Source organism: Arthrobacter parietis (genome assembly GCF_039530425.1).
GTDB lineage: Bacteria > Actinomycetota > Actinomycetes > Actinomycetales > Micrococcaceae > Arthrobacter_D > Arthrobacter_D parietis.
The window spans coordinates 242,364-256,628 of the sequence record NZ_BAAAON010000001.1; the positions used below are offsets into that span (position 1 = coordinate 242,364).

Below are 14,265 nucleotides of genomic sequence, written 5' to 3' on the forward strand. Positions count from 1 at the left end.
TGCCGCCATTTGCTTCGGCGGTCGGTCTAGGGGTTTTGATTGCCTGACTCCCCCACCCGGCATCGCGAGATCCCGTTCCACCCGCAACGGAGCGATCCGTTCGGAGGAAGGGCGCAAAAGGGCGCAAAAGTAGCGACAACCAACAAATAACTCTACGCTACGGCGTGCCAGAAGTTAAATCCGGCCGCTCTGCCGTGCGTGGTTCCAGCGAACCTCAGTCGAGCGGAGCGACGGTAACGCCCAGTTCCGCCAGCTTCGCGGCGCCGCCGTCAGCTGCGCTGAGAACCCAGATGCCGCCGTCGTGAACTGCCACAGTGTGTTCCCACTGGCAGGCGCGCTTGCCGTCAACAGTGACCACAGTCCAGTCATCGTCCAGGACCGCCGTTTCTACACGTCCCTGAACCAGCATGGGCTCGATCGCGAGGCACAGCCCCGGCTTGATCTTGGGGCCGCGGTGGCTGCTGCGGTAGTTCAGCACGTCCGGGGACTGGTGCATTTCCGTACCGATGCCGTGGCCCACATAGTCCTGCAGGATACCGAGAGCCGGGCCTTCCGCTGCCGAGACGTAGTCGTCGATGGCTGCGCCGATGTCCCCAACGTGCTTGCCGGTGGCCAGGGCAGCGATCCCCCGCCACATGGCTTCCTCAGTGACCCTTGACAGGTACACGTCCTCCGGACGTGGCGTACCGACGATCACCGTACGGGCGGAGTCCGAGTGCCAGCCGCGGACGATAGCGCCGCCGTCGATCGAGATGATGTCACCGTCCTGCAGCACATACCCGCCGGGGATGCCGTGGACAACTTCATGGTTCACCGAGGTGCAGATGCTGTTGGGAAAGCCGTGATAGCCGAGGAAGTTGGAGGTGGCGCCAGCGTCCTTGAGAACGCCGGCAAACACCGCGTCCAGCTCGAGGGTGGACATGCCTACCCGTGCGGCAGCGACCGCCTGGTCCAGGGCGTCGGAGAGCACGAGGCCCGCCGCCCGCATGGTCCGGATCTGATCTGCCGACTTGTACTCGACCCGCTGCTGGCGAAACATCGGGGTTACTGCGTTACTTTCAGAGCCGACATGACGCGCTCGGTGACTTCATCGATTGCGCCGATGCCATCAACGCGGGTCACGATGCCGCGTGCCTCGTACTGGGACACAACAGCCTCGGTCTGCTCGTGGTAGAGGTCGAGGCGATGCCGGATGACAACGTCATTGTCATCGGTACGCCCGTCCAGGCGCGCCCGGCCCAGGAGCCGGCGGACCAGTTCCTCGTCATCCGCCGTGAGCTGCAGTACGACGTCGAGGGCCAGGTCATTCTGCTGGAGGATGTCATCCAGCTCGGTCACCTGGGCGGCGGTGCGGGGATAGCCGTCAAGCAGGAAGCCTTCCTGCACATCATCCTCAGTGAGACGGGCGCGGACCATGCTGTTGGTCACGCTGTCCGGAACGAAGTCTCCGGCGTCCATGTACTTTTTGGCTTCAACGCCGAGCGGTGTCTCATTGCGGACATTTTCGCGGAAGATATCTCCCGTGGAAATCGCCACCACTCCCAGCCGCTTGGAGATCCGCGCGGCCTGCGTGCCCTTGCCGGACCCGGGCGGTCCAATGATGAGCATCCGTGTCATCGCAATAACCCTTCGTAGTGGCGCTGCTGCAGCTGCGCGTCAATTTGCTTCACCGTCTCGAGGCCAACGCCGACCATGATGAGGATCGAGACTCCACCGAACGGGAAGTTCTGGTTCGCATTGATGGCCACGAGCGCGATCAACGGGATGAGCGCAACAAGACCGAGATAGATGGCGCCCGGCAGGGTGATGCGGGACAGGACGTACTGGAGGTACTCAGCGGTAGGCCGCCCCGCCCGGATACCCGGGATAAAGCCGCCGTACTTCTTCATGTTCTCCGACACTTCCTCCGGATTGAACGTGATCGCTACGTAGAAATACGTGAAGAACACGATCATCGCGAAGTACAGCGCCATGTAGAAGGGATGATCACCCGAGGTCAGGTACGTGGTGATCCAGTTGACCCACTCCGGCGGCGGTGTCTCGCCGTCTGTGGGGGTGTTGAACTGGGCAATCAGCGACGGCAGATAGAGCATCGATGATGCGAAGATGACGGGGATGACGCCCGCCATATTGACCTTGATCGGAATGTAGGTGCTGCTGCCTCCCAGCGTGCGGCGGCCGATCATGCGCTTGGCATACTGCACCGGAATACGGCGCTGCGACTGCTCAACGAAGATCACGAGCATCACCGTAACAACGCCGATCAACAGCACGCTGAGGAAGACAGTCCATCCCTGCGTGCGCAGGATCTCACCCAGCGAGCTGGGGAAACCGGCAGCAATCGCCGTGAAGATCAACAGCGACATGCCGTTGCCGACACCGCGCTCGGTGATGAGTTCACCCATCCACATGATGAGGCCGGTACCGGCGGTCAGCGTGATGATGAGCAGAATAATGGTGATGAGGCTGTCGTCCGGGATGATCGGCACCGGACAGTTACCCAGCAATGCACCTGATCGTGCCAGCGACACCAGCGTCGTGGCGTTCAACAGCCCGAGGGCGATTGTCAGATAGCGCGTGTACTGGGTCAGCTGTGCCTGGCCCTGTGCGCCTTCCTGATGCAGTTCCTGGAAGCGTGGGATGACCACACGGAGCAGCTGAGTGATGATGCTGGCCGTGATGTAGGGCATGATCCCGAGAGCAAAGATGGACACCTGCAGCAGCGCACCGCCGCTGAAAAGGTTCACGAACTGGTAGAGGCCGCCCTCTGTGTTGCCGAGCTGCAAACACTGCTGCACGTTGCCGTAGTCAACACCGGGCGCCGGGATGAACGCACCCAAACGGAAAATGGTGATGATTCCCAGCGTGAACAACAGCTTGCGCCGCAAGTCTGGCGTCCGGAAAGCCCGGCCAATAGCGCTAAGCAAGCGTCCTCCTGAATAAGTCTTAGTGGCCCTTCACGGGCAATACACACCAACCGAGTCTAACGGGTGGAACCGGGCGCTAGAGAACCCGGGGAATCAATTGAGCCTGTTAACGAAACAAACTCCTGGCGGACCGGGGATCCCGGCCCACCAAGAGTCTAGTTGCTTCATGAGCTAGATCACAGCCGGCTCCCCTGCCGCCGTCGTCCTGATGTCCTAAGGACGAGCCGAACGACGACGGCGGGGATCGATGCTGGGAACTAGAGCGCCGAGACGGATCCGCCTGCGGCGGTGATCTTCTCTGCAGCGCTGGCGGACACGGCATGAACCTTGACGTCCACCTTGACCGAGAGGTCGCCCGTTCCCAGCACCTTGACGAGCTGGTTCTTGCGCACTGCGCCCTTGGCGATCAGGCTGTCCACAGACACCTCACCGCCTTGGGGGTACAGCTCGTTGAGCTTGTCCAGGTTCACTACCTGGTACTCAACACGGAACGGGTTCTTGAACCCACGCAGCTTCGGCAGGCGCATGTGCAGCGGCAGCTGCCCACCCGCGAATCCTGCCTTGACCGAGTAGCGCGCCTTGGTGCCCTTGGTGCCACGGCCTGCAGTCTTACCCTTGGAACCTTCACCGCGACCAACGCGGGTCTTTGCGGTTTTGGCTCCGGGGGCGGGACGAAGGTGGTGTACCTTCAGCGCGTGGACGCGGGGCGTGCTCTCAGCAGTTTCCTGAGCAGCAGCAGCCTTGGCAGCAGGCTTGCGGGCCGGCTTCTTCTCGGTGGATTCCTCCACCGTCTTCTTCTCTGCCATTACTTGGCCTCCTCAACCTTCACGAGGTGCGGAACCGTGTTGACCATGCCTACGGTCACTGCGTCAGCGTTGCGGACAACGGTGTGTCCGATCCGCTTCAGACCGAGTGAACGAAGGGTGTCGCGCTGGTTCTGCTTACCGCCAATGACGGACTTGATCTGGGTGATTTCCAGCTTCGCTGAGCTGACAACCACGCGCTTTGGTGTAATAGCAGTCATTACGCACCTGCCTTCTGATCCTGCATAGCGCGCAGCATCGACGTGGAAGCGACCTGGTCGAGCGGCAGACCACGGCGCGCAGCCACTGCCTGCGGCTCTTCGAGCCTCTTCAGCGCGTCAACAGTTGCGTGAACAATGTTGATGGCGTTCGAGGAACCCAGGGACTTGGACAGGACGTCGTGGATACCGACGCATTCCAGAACGGCGCGCACCGGACCACCGGCGATTACACCGGTACCGGGAGATGCGGGACGCAGGAGTACGACGCCGGCCGCTGCCTCACCCTGAACCAGGTGGGGAACGGTGCCGCCGATGCGGGGAACCTTGAAGAAGGACTTCTTGGCTTCCTCTACGCCCTTGGCGATAGCCGAGGGAACTTCCTTGGCCTTGCCGTAGCCGACACCGACCATGCCGTTGCCGTCGCCGACAACAACGAGTGCGGTGAAGCTGAATCGCCGGCCGCCCTTGACGACCTTCGATACGCGGTTGATCGACACGACGCGCTCAACGAACTTGTCTTTGTCGTCGCGACCACCGTCACGACCGCCACGACCGCCGTCGCGACCGCCACGACCGCCGTCGCGTCCGCCGCGCTCTCCACGGCGACCGCCACCGCCGCGGCGATCGTCAGTAGCTGACGCCGTCTCGGTGGAACCGGCCGCGGGAGCAACAGTCGCAGCCTCCTCAGCCTTTGCAGTATTCAATGAGGCTTCCTTTGCGTTGTTCTGCTCGGTCACAGTGCCAGCCCACCTTCACGTGCGCCGTCTGCGATTGCGGCAACCCGGCCATGGTACTTGTTACCACCACGGTCGAATACGACTGCCTCAATGCCCGCAGCCTTTGCCCGCTCAGCAACGAGCTCGCCAACGCGCTTGGCCTTGGCGGTCTTGTCGCCGTCGAACGAACGCAGGTCCGCCTCGAGGGTCGAAGCCGATGCGACAGTCATGCCCTTGGTGTCGTCGACAACCTGCACGAAGATGTGACGGGCTGAACGGTTGACTACCAGACGGGGACGAACAGCCGTACCGGTGATGCGCTTGCGGACCCGAAGGTGGCGCCGCCCGCGCTGGGCGGACTTGCTCTTCGACGTGCGCTTCTTGTTGATGCTCAGTGTCATGGTTACTTACCAGCCTTTCCGACCTTGCGGCGAATAATTTCGCCCGCGTAGCGGATGCCCTTGCCCTTATAGGGATCCGGACGGCGCAGCTTGCGGATGTTCGCAGCAACTTCGCCGACCTGCTGCTTGTTGATGCCGGAGACGGACACCTTGGTGGGGCTGTCCACGGTGAGCGTGATGCCCTCCGGGGCCTTCACGGCCACGGGGTGGCTGTAGCCCAGTGCGAACTCCAGGTCTGAACCCTTGGCCTGCACACGGTAACCGGTGCCGACAATCTCAAGGTTCTTCTTGTAGCCCTCGGTCACTCCAACGATCATGTTGGAGATCAGGGTGCGGGTCAGGCCGTGCAGCGAACGCGCTTCGCGCTCGTCATTCGGGCGGGAGACGGTGATGGTGCTTTCCTCAAGCGATACCTGGATGGGGCTGGCTACAGAGTGGCTCAGCTCGCCCTTGGATCCCTTGACGGACACAACACTGCCGTCAACCTTGACCTCAACGCCTGCGGGCACGGTGATGGGGAGACGTCCAATACGTGACATGTTTCTCTTTCCCTTTCCCGCTACCAGACGTAGGCGAGGACTTCCCCACCTACACCCTTCTTGGCTGCCTGGCGGTCTGTGAGCAGACCGGAGGACGTGGACAGGATGGCAATGCCCAGTCCGCCCAGTACGTGCGGCAGATTGGTGGACTTTGCGTAGACGCGCAGGCCCGGCTTGGAGATGCGCCGGATGCCCGCGATGGAGCGCTGACGGTCGGGACCGAACTTGAGGTCGATCGTGAGCTTCTTGCCCACCTCAGCCTCTTCTTCCTTCCAGCCGCCGATGTAACCTTCGGCCTTCAGGATGTCGGCAACGCGTGCCTTCAGCTTGCTGTATGGCATGGACACGGTGTCGTGGTATGCCGAGTTGGCGTTGCGGAGACGCGTAAGCATGTCTGCAACTGGATCTGTCATTGTCATTGGGCTCTAGCCCTTCCTCGGAACGGTTTCCGCTACTCCGGTGAGAATCAGCATCAGCTGGTCAGACCCCGGAACGGACCTGCAACGTAGTTGAATTAGTCTTCGGATTTGAACGGGAAGCCGAGCGCCTTGAGCAGGGCGCGGCCTTCGGCGTCAGTCTTGGCAGTGGTCACAACGGTGATGTCCATGCCGCGGACACGGTCAATCTTGTCCTGGTCGATCTCGTGGAACATTGACTGCTCCGTGAGACCGAAGGTGTAGTTGCCGTTGCCGTCGAACTGGCGCCCGTTGAGGCCGCGGAAGTCGCGGATACGGGGCAGTGCCAGTGAGACCAGGCGGTCGACGAATTCCCACATGCGATCTCCACGCAGAGTTGCGTGTGCACCGATCGGCATTCCTTCGCGGAGCTTGAACTGCGCGATGGACTTCCGTGCCTTGGTGACCTGCGGCTTCTGGCCGGTGATCTGGGTGAGGTCGCGGACCGCACCGTCGATGAGCTTGGAGTCCTTCGCGGCATCTCCAACACCCATGTTCACAACGACCTTGACCAGCCGGGGAACCTGGTTGACGTTGCTGTAGCTGAATTCCTCCAGCAGCGTCGACTTGATTTCCGATGCGTAGCGGGCCTTGAGGCGGGGGGTGATCTTTGTTTCTACGGCTTCAGCAGTCATTACAGATCCTTCCCTGATGCCTTGGCGACGCGGATGCGGACCGTGCGCTCACGGCCGTCCCGCTCCACGGTTTCGGTGCGGTAGCCGACTCGGGTGGGCTTCTTGCTCTCCGGGTCTACCACTGCGACGTTACTGATGTGGATGGAAGCCTCAACGGTCTCGATGCCACCGGTCTGGGTGCCGCGCTGCGTCTGCCCAGCCTTGGTGTGCTTCGTGATGCGGTTGATGCCTTCGACCAGTACACGGTTGCTCTCAGGGAATACCTTGAGGACCTTGCCCTGCTTGCCGCGGTCTCCGCCGCGCTCCTGCTTGGCACCGGTGATGACCTGAACGAGGTCACCCTTCTTGATCTTCAGCTTCGATCGGGTCTGAGCCATGACTACAGCACCTCCGGGGCCAGTGAAATGATCTTCATGAAGCGCTTGTCGCGGAGTTCGCGACCGACCGGACCGAAGATACGGGTACCACGGGGATCGCCGTCAGCCTTGAGGATCACGGCAGCGTTCTCGTCGAACTTGATGTAGGAACCATCCGCACGGCGGCGTTCCTTCTTGGTGCGGACGATGACGGCCTTGACCACATCGCCCTTCTTGACGTTCCCACCAGGGATGGCGTCTTTGACGGTGGCGACGATGACGTCGCCAATTCCTGCGTAGCGACGTCCGGATCCACCGAGAACACGAATGGTAAGGATTTCCTTAGCACCGGTGTTGTCGGCGATCTTGAGTCGCGACTCTTGCTGAATCACTATCTACTCCTTGCGTCGCGCCGGTTCTCAGACCGAAATAATGCATACGGAATGAGCCTTGCGGAACGGTTGATCGGGGTGTCTCTGGACCCACCTGGATTTTGCCAGGGATGAGCCTAAACGCCCGTGCCCGAGGCATTTACCTCCCAGGCGCCGCAGCGCAGGGAAGTACTATGCCGGAGCACGATTGTTTACGAGGTTTCATGCTGACGCTCGAGGTGTACAGACCAAATCTGCACGGAAGGCGCCATACAAACTCAATATCCTAGCACGTATTGAAACGCAAACAGTCCCCCGTTCCGCGAGGAACGAGGGACTGCCGTTGTCGACGAGTCGACAGAGCTTGCCTTTGCGGCCTTACTTGGCCTTTTCCAGGATCTCCACCAGGCGCCACCGCTTGGTAGCGGACAGCGGGCGGGTCTCGCTGATCAGAACCATATCGCCGATGCCGGCGCTGTTCTGCTCATCGTGGACCTTGACCTTGGAGCTGCGGCGCAGGACCTTGCCGTAGAGGGCGTGCTTAACACGATCCTCAACCTGCACGACAACCGTCTTGTCCATCTTGTCCGACACGACGTAGCCGCGGCGGGTCTTACGGTGACCGCGGGCGTCAGCCTCTACAGTGCCGTTCTTCTCTTCACTCATTTGGCATCCTCCTCAGAAGCCTGTGTTTCCACGGACTTTTCGTCCTTTGTGGAGGCAGCCTTGGAACCCTTCGATTTCTTGCCGGCCTTTTCAGTCTTCGCTTCTTCTACCGGGGCTACGACGTCGGGCCGCAGTCCCAGCTCGCGCTCACGCAGCACGGTGTAGATGCGGGCGATATCCCGCTTCACCGAGCGCAGGCGGCCGTGGTTTTCAAGCTGACCGGTGGCTGACTGGAAGCGCAGGTTGAACAGCTCTTCCTTAGCCTTGGCGAGTTCCTCCACCAGACGGTCCTTATCGAACCCATCCAGCTGGTCGGTTGCCAGTTCCTTTGAACCGAGTGCCATGACTATTCACCACCCTCACGACGCACGATACGTGCCTTCAACGGCAGCTTATGGATCGCCAGGCGCAGGGCCTCGCGAGCTACCTCTTCATTGACACCGGAGAGTTCAAAGAGAACGCGCCCCGGCTTGACGTTGGCGACCCACCACTCAGGGGAACCCTTACCGGAACCCATCCGGGTTTCAGCAGGCTTCTTGGTCAGCGGACGGTCAGGGTAGATGTTGATCCACACCTTTCCGCCACGCTTGATGTGACGGGTCATTGCGATACGCGCAGATTCGATCTGGCGGTTGGTGACGTATGCCGGGCTCAGAGCCTGGATACCCCACTCACCGAAGCTGACCTCCGTGCCGCCGGTAGCAGCGCCCGAACGACCGGGGTGGTGCTGCTTACGGAACTTCACTCGACGTGGGATAAGCATTTAAGCCTGTCCTCCTTCCGCTGCAGCAGCGGACTCAGCCGGTGCGGACTCGGCGGGAGCAGCGTTAGCTTCACCCTGACCTGCACCGCGATCGGTATTACGACGACGACGGTCGCCTCCGCGATCGCCGCCGCGGTCAGCGCCGGCAGGGCCACGGCCCGGACGGTCTCCGCCACCACGGCCACGCGACGGTGCTGCGGCAGCCTGGGCTGCGAGCTCCTTGGCGGTGACGTCGCCCTTGTAGATCCATACCTTCACGCCGATGCGGCCGAAGGTGGTCTTGGCTTCGAAGAAGCCGTAGTCGATGTTCGCGCGGAGGGTGTGCAGGGGCACACGGCCTTCGCGGTAGAACTCCGAGCGGCTCATTTCCGCGCCGCCGAGGCGGCCGGAGCACTGTACGCGGATGCCCTTGGCACCGGCACGCTGTGCCGACTGCATGGCCTTCTTCATTGCGCGGCGGAAGGCCACACGTGAAGAGAGCTGCTCAGCTACGCCCTGGGCAACCAGCTGCGCCTCGATCTCGGGGTTCTTGACCTCGAGGATGTTCAGCTGAACCTGCTTGCCGGTGAGCTTCTCGAGCTCGCCGCGGATGCGATCCGCTTCGGCGCCGCGGCGGCCGATGACGATACCCGGGCGAGCCGTGTGGATATCCACACGAACGCGGTCGCGGGTGCGCTCGATCTCAACCTTGGCGATGCCGGCGCGGTCCATGCCTGTGGACATGAGCTGACGGATCTTGATGTCCTCGCGGACGAAGTCCTTGTAGCGCTGGCCCGGCTTGTTGCTGTCAGCAAACCAGTGTGACCGGTGGTCAGTGGTGATGCCGAGTCGGAACCCGTGCGGGTTTACTTTCTGTCCCACTTAGCGAGCCTCCACTTTCTCAGGGGTAGCGACTACCACAGTGACGTGGCTGGTCCGCTTCTTGATCTGAAATGCACGACCCTGAGCTCGCGGCTGGAACCGCTTCATGGTCGGGCCTTCATCAACAAACGCTTCGCTGATGATGAGGTCGCCTTCGTCGAACGCCACGCCGTCGCGGTCCGCGAGGACCCGTGCGTTGGCGATCGCCGACTGTACTACCTTGAAAACCGGCTCCGAAGCTGCCTGGGGGGCAAACTTCAGGATTGCCAGAGCCTCATTCGCTTGCTTACCACGAACAAGGTTGACGACGCGCCGGGCCTTCATAGGCGTTACGCGCAGATGACGCGCAATAGCCTTGGCTTCCATTGCTTTCCTTCTCTCGTCTTAGCCGTAGAAACAGGCGCCTTAGCGGCGCTTGCCCTTGCGGTCGTCCTTCACATGGCCGCGGAATGTCCGCGTGGGAGCGAATTCGCCGAGCTTGTGCCCGACCATCGACTCGGTGACAAACACCGGAATGTGCTTGCGCCCGTCATGCACGGCAATGGTGTGGCCGAGCATGTCCGGGATGATCATGGAACGGCGGGACCACGTCTTGATGACGTTCTTGGTGCCCTTCTCGTTCTCGCGGTCCACCTTGACGAACAGGTGCTGATCGACGAAGGGGCCTTTCTTCAGGCTGCGTGGCATGTTTCCAGGCTCCTATCGCTTGTTCTTGCCGGAACGACGGCGACGCACAATGAGCGAGTCGCTTTCTTTGTTGGGACGGCGGGTACGGCCTTCGGCCTTACCGTTCGGGTTGACCGGGTGACGTCCACCGGAGGTCTTGCCTTCACCACCACCGTGCGGGTGATCGACAGGGTTCATCGCAACACCGCGGACGGTCGGGCGAACGCCCTTCCAGCGCATGCGGCCTGCCTTGCCCCAGTTGATGTTCGACTGCTCGGCATTGCCGACCTCGCCGATGGTGGCGCGGCAGCGCACATCAACGTTGCGGATTTCACCGGACGGCAGGCGAAGCTGCGCGAAGCGGCCTTCCTTGGCAACGAGCTGGACCGATGCCCCTGCGGAACGTGCCATCTTGGCACCGCCGCCGGGACGAAGCTCAACAGCGTGAATAACAGTACCCACGGGGATGTTGCGCATCGGCAGGTTGTTGCCGGGCTTGATGTCGGCGCCGGGGCCGGCCTCAACATTGTCACCCTGCTTCAGCTTGTTCGGCGCGATGATGTAGCGCTTCGTGCCGTCGATGTAGTGCAGGAGTGCAATGCGGGCGGTGCGGTTGGGATCGTATTCGATCTCAGCGACGCGCGCGTTGACACCGTCCTTGTCATGACGACGGAAGTCGATGAGACGGTACTGACGCTTGTGTCCACCACCCTTGTGACGGGTAGTGATCTTTCCGGAGTTGTTACGGCCGCCCTTTTTGGGGAGCGGACGCACCAGGGATTTCTCCGGCGTCGACCGTGTGATTTCTGCGAAGTCGGCAACGCTCGAGCCGCGACGGCCCGGGGTTGTCGGCTTGTATTTACGGATAGCCATTTTTCAGTTCCTCGTTAAAGTGGTCTCCGCTCAGCTGAGCGGACCGCCGAAGATGTCGATCGTGCCTTCTTTGAGGGTGACAATTGCGCGCTTGGTGTCCTTGCGCTGTCCCCATCCGAAGCGGGTGCGCTTACGCTTCCCTACACGGTTGATGGTGTTGATCGAGTCGACCTTGACGGAGAAAATCTTCTCCACGGCCAGCTTGATCTCGGTCTTGTTGGAGCGTGGGTCGACCAGGAAGGTGTACTTTCCTTCGTCGATCAGGCCGTAGCTCTTCTCCGACACGACGGGTGCAATGACGACGTCGCGAGGATCCTTGGTGATGGAGCCACTCACTTGGCGTCCTCCTCAGTTGTGATGTCGGCGTCAGCGGCCTGGGCCGTACCAACAAAGGTGTCGTAGGCAGCCTTCGTGAAGATCACGTCATCCGCTACGAGTACGTCGTAGGTGTTCAGCTGATCCACGTACAGCGTGTGGACCTCAACCAGGTTGCGCACAGACAGTGCGGCCTGATCGTTTGAACGCTCGATGACAACCAGCAGGTTGGGACGCTCCGAGATGCCTCGCAGCGTTGCCATTGCGGCCTTGGTCGAGGGCTTCTCGCCGCCGGCCAGTGACTCGATGACGTGGATACGCCCGTTGCGTGCCCGGTCAGACAGGGCACCGCGCAGGGCGGCAGCCTTCATCTTCTTGGGTGTGCGCTGGCTGTAGTCACGCGGCGTGGGTCCGTGAACCACGCCACCACCGGTCATGTGTGGTGCGCGGATCGAGCCCTGGCGTGCGCGGCCGGTGCCCTTCTGCTTGAACGGCTTGCGGCCGGCTCCGCTGACCTCGGCGCGTGTCTTGGTCTTGTGCGTGCCCTGGCGGGCGGCAGCAAGCTGGGCCACGACGACCTGGTGCAGCAGCGGAACGTTGGTCTGTGCGTCGAAGATCTCGGCGGGGAGATCGACGTTCAGAGTCTTGGTAGCCATGACTTATGCTCCCTTCACGGCGGTGCGTACGAGTACGACCTGTCCGCGGGCGCCGGGGACAGCGCCCTTGATCAGCAGCAGCGACTTCTCGACGTCCACAGCGTGAACGGTGAGGTTCAGCGTGGTCTGGCGAACGGCACCCATACGGCCTGCCATTTTCATACCCTTGAAGACGCGGCTGGGGGTGGAGGCGCCACCGATCGAGCCGGGCTTGCGGTGGTTCTTGTGCGCACCGTGCGAGGCTCCAACGCCGTGGAAGCCGTGACGCTTCATGACGCCCGCGAAGCCCTTGCCCTTGGTCTTGCCGATGACGTCGACCTGCTGGCCGGCTTCGAACAGCTCAACGGAGAGTTCCTGGCCGAGCGAGTAGGAATCGACATCGGATGTACGCAGCTCAACGACGTGGCGGCGAGGCGTGACGCCTGCCTTCTCGAAATGACCTGCGAGCGGCTTGGTGACCTTGCGCGGATCGATCTGGCCGAAGCCGATCTGGACGGCGCTGTAGCCGTCAGCGGCGGCGGTGCGCAGCTGCGTGATGACGTTGGAGTCAGCCTGCAGGACCGTCACCGGTACGAGGAGGTTGTTTTCATCCCAGACCTGGGTCATGCCGAGCTTGGTAGCCAGCAGTCCCTTGACCTGGCGCGTAAGCGAAGTAGACATAGTTATCTTCTCTCCCTTACAGCTTGATCTCGATGTTCACGTCCGCGGGAAGGTCGAGGCGCATGAGCGAGTCGACGGCCTTGGGCGTGGGGTCAATGATGTCGATCAGACGCTTGTGCGTGCGCATTTCAAAGTGCTCGCGGCTGTCCTTGTACTTGTGCGGCGACCGGATAACGCAGTAAACGTTCTTTTCCGTGGGCAGCGGCACGGGGCCTACTACCGTTGCGCCTGCGCGCGTCACCGTCTCAACGATCTTCCGAGCTGAAACGTCAATGACCTCGTGGTCATACGACTTCAGCCGGATGCGGATCTTTTGTCCCGCCATGGCGTCTCGACTCTCTCTCTTCATGTAGAGCGCCACCGTGCGGTGACGTTCCTGGCTACGTACAATGCGCCTGTTGTTATGGCGCTCCTCCAGCAGACTGAATCCGGATACTTCCGGGTTCCTCACCCTGCCGAGGCTCCGACCCCCGCGCTCGGGCGTGTCGCGTATCTTCTGCAAAAGAAAGCGAAGAATCCCGCATAGAACCGAGCTTGTCGATTGGGGTGGGTTATATTTGGGCCAGCTTCCGCGGCGGATGCGACCCTGCGCCAGGCATTATCCTGACCGGGACTACAGCTCAAACCGCGCGCACAGGCGCTTGAACAACTCATTTAGTCTGCCAGATTATGCAGCACATTGCGAATCCGGCCCTGTGTCAGCTTGCCCACACGCCATCCGGGTGCTAGCGGGAACGCACACCCTCGCGCTTCAGAGCGAGCTTGGCCAACCGCTCAAGGTCCGCTGGATCACCTTCACGCCAGGCGCGGACCGGGTCAACGGACACCTCCTGAAGCTGGGAGGGCTTCGCAAGGACCAGGGCCCGCAGCGCAAGGAGCTCCATCCCCCCGGCCTCGCGGCTCAAACGCCGCGCCCGTGTTGACCGTACAACAAACTGCACCCGGGGAACCAGCCAGAGCGGAATGAGGACCAGAACCGGGAGCAGGAAGATAGCCCACCCCACGACGGCCGCGGCCTGCGCAACCGAGTTCTGCTGGTCCTGGCCGGCATTGACGAAAAACGCGCCGGCTTCCGCAGCACTTAGGAAAGGCGCGCTTGCCTGGTCCCCGATGAGGGGCACTCCCCCGATGCGCTCCGCAGCATCACTCATCGACGAGTGGAAACCGATCCCGGCATCTTCCATGCCGCGCCCGAACACAGCGAGCCCCGAAACAGCTTCGAAAGTTGCGCGCGAGAAAAGCCAGGCGACGACGACGACAGCTATGGCACATAGATCAGTGAGGACCTGCCAACCGCGCTGCAGGGGGACGCTTGAGTAAATTTGCACCGGATAACTCTACGGCAGAAAGACGAAAGGCCCCGCTGCGTAACGCAGCGGGG

General features: G+C 61.7%; 24 protein-coding genes. All 24 read right to left on the bottom strand.

Annotated features, from left to right (window positions below):
- Positions 1-214: 214 nt before the first annotated feature.
- The 24 genes from map to ABFX19_RS01215 all read right to left on the bottom strand — a co-directional run bounded on the left by map (position 215) and on the right by ABFX19_RS01215 (position 14,212).
- Positions 215-1,039 (bottom strand): type I methionyl aminopeptidase, encoded by an 825-nt coding sequence (map, locus tag ABFX19_RS01100; protein WP_346027194.1) that lies wholly within the window; start codon positions 1,037-1,039, stop codon positions 215-217.
- 5 nt (positions 1,040-1,044) lie between these two features.
- A complete protein-coding gene (locus ABFX19_RS01105) occupies positions 1,045-1,617 on the bottom strand; it encodes an adenylate kinase (protein WP_346027195.1) in 573 nt (190 codons plus the stop codon).
- Positions 1,614-2,927 (bottom strand): preprotein translocase subunit SecY, encoded by a 1,314-nt coding sequence (secY, locus tag ABFX19_RS01110; protein WP_277359633.1) that lies wholly within the window; start codon positions 2,925-2,927, stop codon positions 1,614-1,616. The genes ABFX19_RS01105 and secY overlap by 4 nt, the downstream gene beginning before the upstream one ends.
- Positions 2,928-3,184: 257 nt before the next feature.
- Positions 3,185-3,733, bottom strand: a complete 549-nt coding sequence (gene rplO / locus ABFX19_RS01115; protein WP_277359632.1) for a 50S ribosomal protein L15 — start codon at positions 3,731-3,733, stop codon at positions 3,185-3,187.
- Positions 3,733-3,951, bottom strand: a complete 219-nt coding sequence (gene rpmD, locus ABFX19_RS01120; protein WP_056544055.1) for a 50S ribosomal protein L30 — start codon at positions 3,949-3,951, stop codon at positions 3,733-3,735. Before rpmD ends, rplO begins: the two co-directional genes overlap by 1 nt.
- Positions 3,951-4,688 (bottom strand): 30S ribosomal protein S5, encoded by a 738-nt coding sequence (gene rpsE, locus ABFX19_RS01125; RefSeq protein ID WP_404800762.1) that lies wholly within the window; start codon positions 4,686-4,688, stop codon positions 3,951-3,953. Before rpsE ends, rpmD begins: the two co-directional genes overlap by 1 nt.
- Positions 4,685-5,068: a 50S ribosomal protein L18 gene (rplR, locus tag ABFX19_RS01130; protein ID WP_056544049.1), complete on the bottom strand. Its 384-nt coding sequence runs from the start codon at positions 5,066-5,068 to the stop codon at positions 4,685-4,687. The genes rpsE and rplR overlap by 4 nt, the downstream gene beginning before the upstream one ends.
- 2 nt (positions 5,069-5,070) lie before the next feature.
- The gene (rplF, locus tag ABFX19_RS01135; protein ID WP_056544046.1) at positions 5,071-5,607 is read right to left on the bottom strand and encodes a 50S ribosomal protein L6; all 537 of its coding nucleotides are present in this window, start codon (positions 5,605-5,607) and stop codon (positions 5,071-5,073) included.
- A 20-nt stretch (positions 5,608-5,627) separates the two neighbouring features.
- Positions 5,628-6,026, bottom strand: coding sequence for a 30S ribosomal protein S8 (rpsH, locus tag ABFX19_RS01140; RefSeq protein WP_056544043.1), 399 nt, complete (start codon positions 6,024-6,026; stop codon positions 5,628-5,630).
- 95 nt (positions 6,027-6,121) lie between these two features.
- Positions 6,122-6,697, bottom strand: coding sequence for a 50S ribosomal protein L5 (rplE, locus tag ABFX19_RS01145; protein WP_056544039.1), 576 nt, complete (start codon positions 6,695-6,697; stop codon positions 6,122-6,124).
- Entirely contained in the window at positions 6,697-7,074 is a 378-nt protein-coding gene (rplX, locus tag ABFX19_RS01150) for a 50S ribosomal protein L24 (RefSeq protein ID WP_056544036.1), read from the bottom strand. Before rplX ends, rplE begins: the two co-directional genes overlap by 1 nt.
- A 2-nt stretch (positions 7,075-7,076) precedes the next feature.
- Complete coding sequence (gene rplN, locus ABFX19_RS01155) at positions 7,077-7,445, bottom strand: 50S ribosomal protein L14 (protein ID WP_056544033.1); 369 nt, start codon at positions 7,443-7,445, stop codon at positions 7,077-7,079.
- A 357-nt stretch (positions 7,446-7,802) separates the two neighbouring features.
- Positions 7,803-8,090: a 30S ribosomal protein S17 gene (rpsQ, locus tag ABFX19_RS01160; protein WP_056544030.1), complete on the bottom strand. Its 288-nt coding sequence runs from the start codon at positions 8,088-8,090 to the stop codon at positions 7,803-7,805.
- The gene (rpmC, locus tag ABFX19_RS01165; RefSeq protein ID WP_056544026.1) at positions 8,087-8,434 is read right to left on the bottom strand and encodes a 50S ribosomal protein L29; all 348 of its coding nucleotides are present in this window, start codon (positions 8,432-8,434) and stop codon (positions 8,087-8,089) included. The genes rpsQ and rpmC overlap by 4 nt, the downstream gene beginning before the upstream one ends.
- 2 nt (positions 8,435-8,436) lie before the next feature.
- The gene (gene rplP / locus ABFX19_RS01170; protein ID WP_056544024.1) at positions 8,437-8,853 is read right to left on the bottom strand and encodes a 50S ribosomal protein L16; all 417 of its coding nucleotides are present in this window, start codon (positions 8,851-8,853) and stop codon (positions 8,437-8,439) included.
- A complete protein-coding gene (gene rpsC, locus ABFX19_RS01175; RefSeq protein WP_056544021.1) occupies positions 8,854-9,714 on the bottom strand; it encodes a 30S ribosomal protein S3 in 861 nt (286 codons plus the stop codon). It lies immediately after the preceding gene.
- Positions 9,715-10,080, bottom strand: a complete 366-nt coding sequence (rplV, locus tag ABFX19_RS01180) for a 50S ribosomal protein L22 (protein WP_056544018.1) — start codon at positions 10,078-10,080, stop codon at positions 9,715-9,717.
- 39 nt (positions 10,081-10,119) lie between these two features.
- Entirely contained in the window at positions 10,120-10,401 is a 282-nt protein-coding gene (rpsS, locus tag ABFX19_RS01185) for a 30S ribosomal protein S19 (protein ID WP_011692805.1), read from the bottom strand.
- Positions 10,402-10,413: 12 nt separating this feature from the next.
- Positions 10,414-11,253 carry a 50S ribosomal protein L2 gene (gene rplB, locus ABFX19_RS01190; protein ID WP_056544015.1) on the bottom strand — a complete coding sequence of 280 codons (840 nt, stop codon included), beginning with the start codon at positions 11,251-11,253 and terminating at the stop codon, positions 10,414-10,416.
- Between the two features lie 30 nt (positions 11,254-11,283).
- Positions 11,284-11,589 carry a 50S ribosomal protein L23 gene (rplW, locus tag ABFX19_RS01195; protein WP_056544012.1) on the bottom strand — a complete coding sequence of 102 codons (306 nt, stop codon included), beginning with the start codon at positions 11,587-11,589 and terminating at the stop codon, positions 11,284-11,286.
- The gene (gene rplD, locus ABFX19_RS01200; protein ID WP_277359144.1) at positions 11,586-12,224 is read right to left on the bottom strand and encodes a 50S ribosomal protein L4; all 639 of its coding nucleotides are present in this window, start codon (positions 12,222-12,224) and stop codon (positions 11,586-11,588) included. Before rplD ends, rplW begins: the two co-directional genes overlap by 4 nt.
- Before the next feature lie 3 nt (positions 12,225-12,227).
- Positions 12,228-12,884, bottom strand: coding sequence for a 50S ribosomal protein L3 (rplC, locus tag ABFX19_RS01205; RefSeq protein ID WP_056544007.1), 657 nt, complete (start codon positions 12,882-12,884; stop codon positions 12,228-12,230).
- A gap of 16 nt (positions 12,885-12,900) precedes the next feature.
- Entirely contained in the window at positions 12,901-13,209 is a 309-nt protein-coding gene (gene rpsJ / locus ABFX19_RS01210) for a 30S ribosomal protein S10 (RefSeq protein WP_003803825.1), read from the bottom strand.
- Positions 13,210-13,609: 400 nt separating this feature from the next.
- Positions 13,610-14,212, bottom strand: a complete 603-nt coding sequence (locus ABFX19_RS01215) for a hypothetical protein (RefSeq protein ID WP_346027196.1) — start codon at positions 14,210-14,212, stop codon at positions 13,610-13,612.
- Positions 14,213-14,265: the final 53 nt, after the last annotated feature.